Consider the following 12,173-nt stretch of genomic DNA (forward strand, 5'->3'; position numbering starts at 1 on the left):
ATCAGAACTTTGCGTTGAGGTCGACCAGGAGGACGTCGACGGCATAGGGCGAGCCGGCGATGTTGTTGGCGCTCAGCCAGCGCACCGTCGCCCACACGTTCTCGCTAAGGCCGACATTGCCGCCGAGGAAGTAGCCCTTGAGGTTGGTGCCGCCGAGCCCGAAATCGGAATCGGCGAAGGCATCGAGCGTCGCGTCCGACTCCAGGTATTTGTAGCCGACATGGAAGTTCCAGTCGGCGAAATGCCTGATTTCCCGGTTGCCGACGGTGACGCGGGCCATCCAGCCCATGTCGCCGCCGTTGAACGGGCCGACCGACCCATCCGCGGTGCCGGCGCGGTTGTTGAGGGCGTAACCGGGGACGTTGGGCAGCTCGCCAAGGCCGGTGCCGGGACCGGTCAGCGCGCGATTGAACGCCGAGTTCCAGACAAACTCGCCGTCGAGCACGATGTGGAACGGATGGAATTCGCCGAGGTCGAGCGAGGCGCTGGCCACCACCGGCCGGAATTTCTGCACCAGCCCGAAATACTGATAAAGATGGTCCTGGCCAAAGTTATTATGGATGTCCGAGTAAAGGTTGCGCAACGCCGAGTAGGTGTTGCCCTTCTGGGCAAACAACGGCCGCGACAGGTCCGAGCTGCAGCCGTCCGAACTTTGGACGACAACGCAAGGCGTGGAGGCCTGTCCCTGCACGTTCTCGAAATCGTAATAGGCGACGCCGAAGCGGAACTCGCTGACCGGATCGAACCGCATCGCGAATCCGCCCTGGGCGCCGAACAGCCACTTGTCATGGCTGGGGAATTTCGAAGTCTCCCACGACGCGTTGTTGATGCCGGCATTGAAGTCGGTGTTGAAGATCGGGAACGCACCAACCACGCCGAACGCCGTGATGTTCGGAATCACCTCCTGCTTGGCCTGCACGGCGAAGCCGTCGAAGCCGAGCTCGCGGTACCAGACCAGATCGGTCGGCGACCAGAACGGATTGTCGAACCGACCGACCTGCGCCACGACATCCTGGCTCGGGAGCTGGTACTTCAGGAAGGCGCGATCGAGCCAGATCGAATATTTGGAGAAGTTCGAGCCGCTGCCGCCCAGGGTCTGGTTGGTCGAGACCGGCGAGTTGCTCTCGCCGGTCGCGATCCGCAGGCCGGCCGCGAAGCCGTTGGTGAGGTCGGCATCCATGCCGAGCCGGGCGCGCAGCCGCACCTGGTTGCGATTCTCATAGGTGTTGTATGTCGGGGGAGATAAGGGGTTAGTAGCGAGCGATGTATCGTAGGGTGAGCCGGTGTTGATGGCGTTGAAATTGATCAGACCCGGATCGTTGCCGGTCGGGAAGAAGCTGCCGGCATAGCGGGCGCGGACGTCGCCATAGAAGCGGATGCGCTGCGCCCATTCCGGATACTTGCCCGGCGAGGCCCAGTTCTCCTTCTCGGCCTTCGCCATCACCTCTTTCTTGATGTCGTCACGCAGTTGCCGCTTCACGATCTCCGGCACGTAGGTGACGTGCCGGGTGCCGGGCGGATTGGCCGCCGCCGCGGCCGCGGTCGCCGCCTTCGCGGCGTCGTCGGCCTTGGCCGTGGCGTCCTTGGCGGCCTGCCGCGACACATAGGCCTCGTCCTCGGCCTGCTTGATCAGCGCCTGCGCGTCATCCTCGCTCAGCAGCTTGCGCTTCACCATCAGGTTGAGCAGGTTGACCGTGGCGTTCGGCGAGGTCGGCTTGGCATCCGACACCTTCGGCCGCTTGGACTCCACCTTCTTCTCAGGCGCGCCGGCCTGGTCCGCGGGCTGGCCGAGTGCCGGCGCCGCGCAGGACAGCGCCGCCAGCGAGACAGCGAGCAGCAGCGTGCGCCGGCGTGCACCAAGATTGATCTCAAACATGTTGTCCCCAGTCCTCTTAGTCCGTTGTGTTTGACAGTGTCGCGTCAGCTCGGCCGACGCGCGGTCACGCGCGTCACCATCGGCATCGGCATATCCTTCGGCGGCGGCTCGCGCAGCGTCAGACCGCCGAGAATGTCGTTGCGTATCAGTGCGTCGAGTTCGGCATCGCCGGTCGATGGCACGAGCTGAACCCGGTTGATGCGGCCGGTGCTGTCGGCCCACAGGCGGATTTGCACTTCCATCACCGCCCTGCGGGTCCTGTTGTTGGCGCGCAGCGCGGATTCGATCTGCGCCTGCACCATTGAGGCGTACCAGCCCCAGCGGCTGCCACCGCCACCGCCACCGCCGTAAGGATTGCCGCCCGGCTTGCCGCCGAGATTGAAGAGATCGCCGGGTCCGGTGGCCTTGGCGTCAAGCGACAGTGGCCCCGGCGGCTCTTCGTTCTTGGCGTCCTTGACCGGCTCGTCCTGCGGCTTCTCGATCGGCTTTTCTTCCTTGAACTCGGGTTCGGCCATCTTCGGCTGCTCGATCATCTTCTGCTCGGGCGGCGGAGGTGGCGGAGGCGGCGGGGGTGGTGGTGTGATGTTGACGATCGTGATCTCGCGGACCTGCCGCGGCGGCGGCAGATCGTCCCCGCCGAGCAACCAGTAGCCTGCTCCGCCGAACAGCAAGGCGATCACCGCAAGCACCGCGCCATAGCGCAGCCCGGGGCTACGGAACACGGAGCCCAGACGCGCGCTCGCCGACGCCGACGGGTCGTCCGGCAGATTCGAATCGTCCCGAAGCTTGCTCACGACACGACCTCGACCTGCCGCAGACCGCGATCCCGCTCGGCGAAATACTGAAAGACGAATTCGACAATCCTTGCGAACTCCTTCGTCTCCAGCGTCAGCGTCAGGACGGGCATGGCATCTATCTTCAGATGAAAGGTCTCGTCTTCGGCGTTGAACTCGACATAGGCGTCGCGGTCGATCGACAGGCGCGCCCGGCGGCCGCGCGATAGCGTCGCCAGGAACGGATCATCCTCCAGCTCACCTGCCGTGACGCGGCCGCGCAGTTCACTCGCCAGCTTGACCAGAAGCGCTTCGCCCCGGATGGGAAACGGCAGAACGACAGACCTCACGCAATCCCCTCCCTTCACCGTATCGGAAGCAGGGTTATCGGGAGCCGGCCCGACCAGCCGCAGCCGGACCAGCGCCCGCAGCAGCGTATCGAGCGCACGCTCATAGGCGCGTTTGCGCCGAACGGGCGTGTGAGGGAACGGCGTTGGCAGCGGGATCGACGATCGCATCATTTCACGAGCGGCTTGGTGGCGAGCCCGACCTGGTTGAGGCCGATGCGGCCGAGCAGGTCGAGCACGTCCATCACGCTTTGGTACTGGGCCTGGGCGTCGCCGCGCAGCACCACGGGGAACTCCGGCGTCAGCGCCTTCTGCTGCACCAACCGCTGCTCCAGCTCGGGCAAGGTCACGGGGATGGTGTCGAGGAAGATCTTGCCGTCGTTGGCGACCGTGATCGCCTTGGTGGTCTGCGTCGCCAGCGACGGCGCCGCCGAGGCCTTCGGCAGGTTGACCTTCTGGCCCTGCACCGTCGCCGTGGTCATGATGATGAAGATCACCAACAGCACATAGGCGAGGTCCAGCATCGGGGTGATGTTGATGTCGTCGTACGGCTTGGAGTCGCTCTGGATCTGCATCGCCGTTACTCCGCGGCCATGCGGTGCGCCGTCGGGTCCGGCCGGTCGGCGGAATAGAACTCCGCCATCTTGGTCACGAACTCGTCGACGAAGACCTGGATGTCAGAGGTCAGATCCTTGATCTTGGAGATCAGGTAGTTGTAGCCGAACAGCGCCGGGATCGCGACGCCGAGGCCGGCCACGGTGGCGACCAGCGCCGCCGCGATGCCGGGCGCGATCGCATTGACGTTGACGTCGCCGGAGGCCGCGATCGCCGCAAAGGTGATCATGACGCCGACCACGGTGCCGAGCAGGCCGAGGAACGGACCGCCGGAGATCGCAATGGTCAGCACCACCATCAGCCGGTTCAGCCGCTGGATCTCCTTGACCACGCCGCTGTCGAGCGCGGCGCGGATCGCCGCGATCGAGGCGCCGGACAGCACCGGTGCGGTGCCGCTGCGGAAGCGGTGGCGGATCTCGCCGGCCCCGATGTGGTAGATCCGATACAGCGAGGAGGACTTCATCGCCTTGGCGTCGGCGGCCGAAAGCCGGCCGCCGAGGGTGGCGACCTCGGCATCCTCGCCGCGGTCGAGCATGGTGAGATCGTCGGCGACCTCGCGGAAGTGCGTCATGAACACCGCGTTGGCCTTGGCCTGGCGGTTCAGATAGCCGGCGCGGTCGACCATCACGACCCAGCTCAGCGCCGCCATGATCACGAGCACGCCGATCACGACCCAGCCGTCGAGCGTGACCGACTTCAGGATCACCGCGAAGTAGCCCGACAGCCAGCTTGCGGTCTCCTCATCGACGCTGAAGGAGATCAGCTTGGCGGTGTCGGGTCCCTGCCCGATCGCGGCGAATTTGATCAAGCCGGCCGGCCGCGCGATCTTCGCAATCTGCAGTTCGTCGACGTCACCGGCAAAGCCGGCCATCGCCGGCACCGCGGCGGGCGCCGGCGCCGCGGCAGCGGCATCGTCCGCCGCCGGGGCCGCCGTGCCGTCGCCGTCCGCAGCCGGCGCAGCAGGGGACTGCGCGGCTGCGGACGGGTCGGCCTGGGCGATCGGAGCTGCACTGGAGGTTGCAGCCGTGTCACCTCCGATCAGGGCCACCGTGTTCAGCGCCGGCAACGACGCGGCGACCGACGCATAAGGATTGCCGTCGAGGACCAACGTCACCTGGCCGTTGTTTGCGATCATCGCCAGATGATGCCAGGTGCCGGGCGCGATCGGCGCACCGGCGCCGCTGCGCTGAGCCGTGCCGGCATTCGTCACCTCGACGAACGGCGCGCCATTGTCGAGCCCGATGACGAGGCCGTCGCCGGTCGCGCCATCGCGGCGGCTGTAGAGCGCCGCGTTCGGCTGCACGGCCGCCGGCCGGATCCACGCCGACCAGGTGAACGCGCCACCGGCGGGCTGGGTCAGCGACGGCGCGGCCGGCAGCGTCACCGGGTTTTGCCCGGTCAGCCGCACGCCATTACCGATGATCGCGCCCTCGGCCGGCTGGCCCACGCTCTGGGCATTGTTGGCCCACACCGACGAATCCAGCGACGGCGTGCCACGCTCGTTGAAGTGATAGACCAGCAGCGTATCGGGATCATAGGTCGCCTTGGCGTCGGCCGCGGCCACCGCCTTCTTGTTGCCGTAGTACAGCCAGACCTCAGCCTTGGCCCCCGGCTGCACGTTCGGCACCGCGACCCACACCAGCGCTTCGCTGAGCAGGGAGTCGTATTTCTCGACGTGATACTTCAGCGGCGTCTTGTCGTCGCCGGCGACAAACCGCAGGTCGGAGCCGTCGTCCTTGGCCGACGCAAAGCGGAAATTGCCGGTGTGCAGCCGGATCAGCACCGGCGTGGTGCCGATCGGATCGGTGATGTTGGCCCCAGTGGCGCTGGCATCGATCGTGATCTTCTTGCGCAGCTGCCATTCGTCGTTCCACCAGGCCTGCGCCGGCGCGGACAGCGCCAGCGCGGCGACCCAGGCCAGCACCAGCGTGGCCGTCGCGTTCGCGACCGCCCGCCTCGCACCGCGGCGCACCGTGCGCATCTTGTCCCATCCCATCATCATCAGAATTCACCCCAGATTCGAACGTTGAGGCGCGGATCGCCCGCGCGGCTATAGGTTTGGCTGACCATCGGCACCGAGAGCGCGAACAGGCCGTTGAACGTGTTGAACACCCGAAAGCGGGTGCCGACGCCGTAGCTCCACAGATTGAATGTCGTCTGCTGTTCCGGCAGCGGCCGCTGGATGCGGACATGCGCGGCGTCGGCAAAGGCGAACAGGCGCCAGTCGTTGAAGGTCACAAACCGCGGCGCGCCCTGCCCGGTCTCGTCCTTCATCTCCTTCTGCAGCATGTCGCCGAGGTTCGGGCTGCGGATCTCCAGATTGCCGATCACGCCGTCATCGCCGAGCACCTCGGATTCCAGATAGCCGCGCACGGTGTCGAGGCCGCCGGCGCTGAGCTGCTCGCTCGACACCAGCGGGCCGTCGGCGAGTTGCGCCTGCACCTTGCCCCAGAGCTGGAAGTTCTCCGGCAATTCCTGGGTGTGCGAGACGTCGACGTTGAAATGCGTGAAGCTCGGCGAGGCGTAATAGCGCTTGGCGTCGAACTCGGTCCAGTCGCTGCCGAACGGACGCAGACTGTAGGTGATCCCGGCGTTGAACTGGGTGAGGAACGCCTCGTTCTGGAACGTGGCGCCGTAGCTGGCGACCACCGGATAATAGGTCACCGGGGAGGCGAAGCTGTCGGTGCCCAGCGCCACGGTCTGGTCGAAGTGCTTGTAGTCCACCCCGACCGACAGCGTCTGGAAGAAGTTCTCGCGGCCCGGCAGCGTCATCACCGCGCGCCCGCCGACGATCTCGCCGGGGCCGACGATGTTGGTGCCGCCAACGGTGGCGACGTCGCTGCTCGACTTCACCGCGTAGACCAACAGGCTCAGCCAGTCGAGGTCGGGAATCCGCGCCAGGTACGAGCCCGAGAACACCTGCGCGTCGCTGGGCCGCTGCGGCGCCACCTGGTAGGTGAAGCTGAAGGAATGCCCGAGCTGCCACAGATTGTCATAGTGCACGGTGGCGCTGAGGCGGGGTTGCGTCGTGTTCGGCGAGTTGCGGTTGTTGACCTCGACGGTGCCGTGCAGCGGCGGCTTGTCCTCGACGTTGAGATCGACGTCGACGGTGCCCGGCGTGACGCCGGCCCGCAGCGCCGGCGTCACGCGCCGGTCCGGCCACTGGTTGAGCGCGACGATGTCCTTGGTGACATCGTTGAAGTTCGGCACCGTGCCCTCTTGCAGCGATGCTGCCTTGTCCTTGATCCGGTCGATGTCGAAGTAGCGCGAATTCTTTACCCGCAGCCGCCCGACCTTCATCTCCGTCACCTTGAGGATGACTACCCCGCGCAGCGCATTCTGCGTCGGCACCGACACGCTGACGGTCTGATAGCCCTTGTCGCGATAGGCCTTCTCCAGCGCCGCCCGCGCCTTCTCGACATCGTCGGCGCTCTTGTTCGGACCAAGGAAGGGGTAGATCGCTTCCTCGATCTCGATCTGCGGCAGCTTGTCGGCGCCCTGGATCGCGAAGTCGTCGATGTCGAAGCGTTGCGCAGGAGCAGAATTCTGCGGCGCCGCGCCGGCTGGCGCAGGCGTATCCGCCGTGGACGCATTCGCGGGCTGCTGCGCGCTTTGCGGCGCGGCACCCGCCTCACTCCACGTCAGCACACACAGACCACCGGCGATCACCGACAGGACAGGTCGCAGGCCGAGCAACACCGTTCGGGCGGACGCAGGTCCGCCGCGCTTGTAACCAGTCTCAGATTGCACGGGTGCTCGCTCGTCTCCTGGGCACGCACATGACGGCACGGCGGAATGCCGCGCTCATGGTGCCTCACTTCAACAGACGATCGAGCCGGAACGAGACTGAATCAAAGTCTTAAGAAATTTTTGCGTCCACGCGATTCGCTGAAGGCGCGTGCGATCCCGCAGCTCACCAGGGGAGTGCGCGGCGCGGATTATGCGGTATCTGCTTCCCGGCATCGTCCGGCGGTCATGCCGCTACTTGAGATTCAGCAACAGGCGCAGACGCAGGGGCTGCAGCATTTCCGGCGGCGGCGCCTCCCCGACGTTGCCCCGCGTGAGGATCTTCCGCAGATCAGCGTCGGCCTGTGCATTGTTGAGCGGGGGGAAGGTCACCTTCTCGACCGTGCCGTCAGGATTCAGCCAGGCGCGCACCTCGAGCATCTGCGGCGGTCCGTCCTCTTTTCCCCGGTTTTCGCGAAGATAGGCCCGGAAACGATTGCACACCTCGTCATCCGCTCCCATCCAGTCTTCAAACCGATACCTGACCAGCTTGGCGAATTGAGTCCAATGCGGCGGCGCCTTGCTTGCCTCGCGATAGTCTTGCGACGGCGCCGGCGTGGAAAGCGCCACCGAAAACGTCACCACAATCGCCGTCGCCGCAACGCAACCGGCTATCCTTGATACGAGCCGACGCCGCGAACGTGCCGGGAACGGATGCGATTGGGAACTCTTCCGCCACATGCGTCTCGCCTCAATTCTGCAAACACGTGACCCGCGCCGAGATCGAGGCCGCCCGGCTGGCTCGCGAGGTCGTGGCGACGATCTGGGATCGGTCATCTTCCGCGACACGAACCCCCTTGGAGGCGAGAAAACTCTTGGCGTCCCCTGCCCCCACCGCGACCACACGGCTCGATCCGGTCCTGCGGCTTATGATCCCTTGTACCAGGCCACGACTGTCCAGTACCGGCGCACCGCTGGCGCCGAAGGTGACATCCGTATCTATCTGCAGCGCGCCCGACTGGCTGCCTGGGCTTCCCGCGACGGTCGCGTTTGCAAACATGCCGCGGTTGGTCGCCAGCTTGTCGTAAGCGGAGGCAAACACCATGTCGTTGGTGCTCACGCCGACCGTGCTCGGGAAAACCGCGGCCAGCCCCAGGGTCTTCGTCACCTTGATCAGCGCAATATCCGTACTGGGCGACAGAGCCACCACCTGCGCCGCCAGGGCCCGGCCTTCCTTGAAGACAATGAGCCGCGAGCAATCTTCCGCCGCGTGACGGGCGGTCAGCATATGGCCCTTGTCGTCGACAAAAAAGCCGGTGCCGGTTTTTTGGCGGTTAGGCACCGTAGGCTCCTGCGTGCGCGCCAGTGGCGAAACCTCGGACCGCTGCTGATTCGGCGCGAACTGCCCAACCGCCGCCCAGCCGATGTCGTGGGCCTCGGCGCGCCAGGCTGCCGAAATTGTCAGCCCCAGCAATCCGAAACCGACCGCAATTCCTTGGATGACGGTGGCCAACCTGCGACACCGGCGCACGCCATCCGCATGTCGCGACTTGATCATTGAATCCCTATTGCCCTGCAGTTTATCTGGCAGACCCGCTCTGTCGAACGTTTGTCGCAGGGGATATGCAGCCCGTTCAAAACGCTAGCTCAGCAATACGATGCCTCCGGGCAGCGACCGTGCCGTCGCGCCGAACAGGCCGTGGGCCTGAGCGATGAAGTCGTCCAGGTGATCGAGATGGAACGTGCCGGAAATCATGCGGCGGCCGAGTTGCTCGTCCATAATGACAATCCGGCCCGGCCGGTAGCGGTTGATCTCTTCGACCAGCCGCCCGACCGGCCAGTCGCGGACGATGAGAAGTCCCTTTCGCCAGGCGTTCGCCTGCTCGATATCCGCGTGCGATGCGGGCCCCAGCCCCGTCTCCGCCGAATAGGATATCTGCTGCTCCCCCGACATGGCGACGCGTTGTCCTCTCCATTCGATTTCGACAGCGCCTTCAATACACGACACCGAGACAACACGATCGAGACATTTCACATTGAAACTGGCGCGACGTGTCGTGACACGGCCCCCGCCGGCATCAATGACAAGTGGCACGGGCGCATCGCGCTCGGCCTGGACGGCAGCCTCGCCCGAAATCAGTTCGATGCGCGGCGTCCCCTGCTCAGATCGTATGGCGATGCTCGTCTGGGTATTGAGCGTCAGCGTGACATTATCGGACAAGGCAATGTTGCGCCGCTCGCCCTTGGTCGTCCGATAGTCCGCCGAGAGTTCTTCGAACGACGGCCAAAGCCCCATCGGCGGACGGACGACCAAATATCCGCCGGCCACGGATGCGGCAGCCATTGCGCCCCCGATCAGCGCCCGACGGCTGAGCCTGTCGCGCGCGCCAGGTGGTGTCCTGCGTTCGACATTCATAAGCTCCGATTCGCTCGCGAGCTTGCGCGTGGCCTCGCCGAAAGTCCGCCACAGCCTCACGGCATCGCGGAAGGCGGCCTCGTGTTCGGCGCTGCGCTGCCGCCAAAGTGCCAAAGCAGCAGCATCTTCCGATGTCGCCTCGCCCGAGTGCAGGCGAATGACCCACGCAAGCGCTTGCCGCAACAGCGGATCCAGCCCGGAAGGAATATCGTCGCCTGCGGTCAAGGCCAATCGCTCTTTGTTGTCTCTCCCGCCGAATGACTCCGGCGTACCGAAAATACCGCGCCCTCTTGCTCTATAGACGATTGACGCAAAGGAAGACTGAATCGAAAATGCAAGCTATCCGCACTTTCAAGCACTTTGTCGCTATGGAAAGTGCATCTTTCAAAATTTTTCTTGAGGAATCCCCGCTCCTGCGAGCACTCAAGCGCGTGCGTCGGGAAATGATCCCAGACGGCCTGACAAACACGTCCGCTACCGAGACGCAAGCTACTCGCCGGACTTCTGCTTTGGACGCGGCCCGAGGCGGCGGAGAACGCTGCGGCCGAGCCGGCGGCTGAGATGCTCCATGGCATGCTGCAGGTCGAAATCGACCGTACGCACATTGATGCCAAACCGAGCGGCGATCTCGCGATGGGGGAGATGGTCAAGATGGGCTGCCACGAACACATCGCGCCGGCGAGCGGGCAATTCTGCGAGCGCCTTCTGAAACTCCATCAGTTCGATACGTGCTTCCGTGACCATCGCCGGGTCCGGACGGTCGTCCGGGACGTCCATGATATCAGCGATTTCCGCAGAGTTCAGCAAGTGCCGATCGCTCTTGCGCCGATCCTTGGCGACGTTCAGCGCGGTGCGAAAGAGATAGTCGATGGGGCTCTGAATCGGCACCGCATCCGACACACGATCGACCCGCATAAACGCTTCGTGCAGCGCCTCGCGTGCGAAATCCGACGAGCCAAGGCAACGCGTCAGGCGTTTGGCCAAGCCCTCGTAATCAGCTGCGACTGTTTCTCGCAGAGATTTACTGTTGGAATCAGACACTTACCAGCCCCGCAACGCCCACGTCCTGCGGTTTCGCAGACCCGTGGTCATTCCCACTATTTTCCCTATCGACCGAGGATGACACTCGCGTGACGGATCGTAGTCACTTGCAAGCTGGTCCGCGATTGCGACAATCGAGCACTACGGGCGCGAGAATATTGAGGTACCGCGGCCATTTCGCCCGAGGGCAACATCTGAGCGCCTCGAGAATCGCTTAATCGCTACGGCATCGAGTAAGGTGTCGCCGGAGCTTGAGGCAACCCTTTATATTTTGTCGACTGGATTTAGAGCGCATGAATCGAGATCATGAAGCGGATCGGCAGCGGCATGTTGGGCGGCGCCTGCTGGCTCAACACCAGACCGCGCAAAGCCTCGGTTATCGAACTATCCCGATCAACGTCGCCTGTCGATCCGTCGAGCTCGGCTCTATCAACGGTTCGGGAGGACGGCGTCACCCATAGCTTGACCCCGACCCGATATTCACCGCGCCTATTCCGCCCGCCCTTGAGCGCCTTCTGAATGTCAGATTGGACGAGGCCGATATACTCACCGAGATTGCGATCGGAAGCATCGCTTGTGCCGCGCACACGCAGCGTTCCAAGCGTGATGTCCGCGGAGCCCGGAGGATGGATGGGCGGCTCGTCGGGATCCGGCGCAGAGGCCGGCGCGAGCGTCACGGCGTTGGTTCGGCTATAGCGAACTCTCAGGTCCGTATCGGCCAACAGCATCAATAGCGCCGCCTGCGGCGTGTACTCGCCGTTGACCGACTGCGAACGGAGATCGGCCGCCGAGGTCGTCTCGAACATCACCTGGACGCCGGCCTGCTGGCTGTACGCCTGCAAGGCGTCGATCAGCGGCTGTGCCGGGATGTTAAACGTCATGAGACCAATCGGCGGCTTCCGCTCGTTTCCGGATGCGACGGTAACCCCCACCAGAATGACAAGTACGGCCGCGATCTTCGCCAAAGACCAGACGCCGAGGCGGCGCAAGCGCATCCTTTGCCGGACTTGCACACGGGACGAAGCGATTTGGCCAATACGTACCATCAATGACAACTGAGCCGTCTCATCGGCTGCTTCCACATCGTACCTTCCTATGTCAACCATATGACAGATCGACCTGACAGCGTCACGTGACCAACCTTGACATCCGGCTCGAATGCGGGAGGCGACCGGATACGCTTCGCGAGCCGAGTGGAGCTTGGCGGGCACAAAAGTCACAGAGGATTTACCGTCAGTTTCGCACGCGTGCTTTTGAAAGCGCTGTCCACTTTCCATCTCTACCCATGGGAGCCACGAAGCGCTCCAGCATCTCGAGCAGGCCAAAAGTTGCCTCGCAAAGCAGGCGTTGGCAGACCGACGCCGCGCACGCGCATACCA

Annotated in this window: 11 protein-coding genes; all 11 read right to left on the reverse strand. The window is 64.3% G+C overall.

Annotated elements, in window-relative coordinates:
* Window position 1: 1 nt before the first annotated feature.
* Window positions 2-1,876: a putative porin gene (locus J6497_RS13195; protein WP_225704701.1), complete on the reverse strand. Its 1,875-nt coding sequence runs from the start codon at window positions 1,874-1,876 to the stop codon at window positions 2-4.
* 44 nt (window positions 1,877-1,920) lie between these two features.
* A complete protein-coding gene (locus J6497_RS13200) occupies window positions 1,921-2,670 on the reverse strand; it encodes a TonB C-terminal domain-containing protein (RefSeq protein ID WP_376708201.1) in 750 nt (249 codons plus the stop codon).
* On the reverse strand, window positions 2,667-3,167 hold the full coding sequence (locus tag J6497_RS13205) for a hypothetical protein (protein ID WP_225704702.1): 501 nt from the start codon (window positions 3,165-3,167) through the stop codon (window positions 2,667-2,669). The genes J6497_RS13200 and J6497_RS13205 overlap by 4 nt, the downstream gene beginning before the upstream one ends.
* Window positions 3,167-3,571: an ExbD/TolR family protein gene (locus J6497_RS13210; protein WP_028164575.1), complete on the reverse strand. Its 405-nt coding sequence runs from the start codon at window positions 3,569-3,571 to the stop codon at window positions 3,167-3,169. Before J6497_RS13210 ends, J6497_RS13205 begins: the two co-directional genes overlap by 1 nt.
* A 5-nt stretch (window positions 3,572-3,576) precedes the next feature.
* Window positions 3,577-5,613, reverse strand: coding sequence for a DUF2341 domain-containing protein (locus J6497_RS13215; RefSeq protein ID WP_225704703.1), 2,037 nt, complete (start codon window positions 5,611-5,613; stop codon window positions 3,577-3,579).
* Window positions 5,613-7,361, reverse strand: coding sequence for a ShlB/FhaC/HecB family hemolysin secretion/activation protein (locus J6497_RS13220; RefSeq protein ID WP_225704704.1), 1,749 nt, complete (start codon window positions 7,359-7,361; stop codon window positions 5,613-5,615). The genes J6497_RS13215 and J6497_RS13220 overlap by 1 nt, the downstream gene beginning before the upstream one ends.
* A gap of 231 nt (window positions 7,362-7,592) precedes the next feature.
* A complete protein-coding gene (locus tag J6497_RS13225; protein ID WP_225704705.1) occupies window positions 7,593-7,979 on the reverse strand; it encodes a hypothetical protein in 387 nt (128 codons plus the stop codon).
* A gap of 109 nt (window positions 7,980-8,088) precedes the next feature.
* Complete coding sequence (locus tag J6497_RS13230) at window positions 8,089-8,850, reverse strand: S1 family peptidase (RefSeq protein WP_225704706.1); 762 nt, start codon at window positions 8,848-8,850, stop codon at window positions 8,089-8,091.
* Window positions 8,851-8,979: 129 nt separating this feature from the next.
* Window positions 8,980-9,978, reverse strand: coding sequence for a FecR family protein (locus tag J6497_RS13235; protein ID WP_225704707.1), 999 nt, complete (start codon window positions 9,976-9,978; stop codon window positions 8,980-8,982).
* A 264-nt stretch (window positions 9,979-10,242) separates the two neighbouring features.
* Window positions 10,243-10,794 carry an RNA polymerase sigma factor gene (locus J6497_RS13240; RefSeq protein ID WP_225704708.1) on the reverse strand — a complete coding sequence of 184 codons (552 nt, stop codon included), beginning with the start codon at window positions 10,792-10,794 and terminating at the stop codon, window positions 10,243-10,245.
* Window positions 10,795-11,078: 284 nt separating this feature from the next.
* Window positions 11,079-11,675: an STN domain-containing protein gene (locus J6497_RS13245; RefSeq protein ID WP_225704709.1), complete on the reverse strand. Its 597-nt coding sequence runs from the start codon at window positions 11,673-11,675 to the stop codon at window positions 11,079-11,081.
* Window positions 11,676-12,173 lie beyond the last annotated feature (498 nt).

The sequence above is a fragment of the Bradyrhizobium cenepequi genome (assembly GCF_020329485.1).
Lineage (GTDB): Bacteria > Pseudomonadota > Alphaproteobacteria > Rhizobiales > Xanthobacteraceae > Bradyrhizobium > Bradyrhizobium cenepequi.

Coding starts and splice junctions, on each gene's coding strand:
- J6497_RS13245 (WP_225704709.1), bottom strand. CDS start 11,675: ATGACGTTTAACATCCCGGCACAGCCGCTGATCGACGCCTTGCAGGCG.
- J6497_RS13215 (WP_225704703.1), bottom strand. CDS start 5,613: ATGATGATGGGATGGGACAAGATGCGCACGGTGCGCCGCGGTGCGAGG.
- J6497_RS13210 (WP_028164575.1), bottom strand. CDS start 3,571: ATGCAGATCCAGAGCGACTCCAAGCCGTACGACGACATCAACATCACC.
- J6497_RS13195 (WP_225704701.1), bottom strand. CDS start 1,876: ATGTTTGAGATCAATCTTGGTGCACGCCGGCGCACGCTGCTGCTCGCT.
- J6497_RS13205 (WP_225704702.1), bottom strand. CDS start 3,167: ATGCGATCGTCGATCCCGCTGCCAACGCCGTTCCCTCACACGCCCGTT.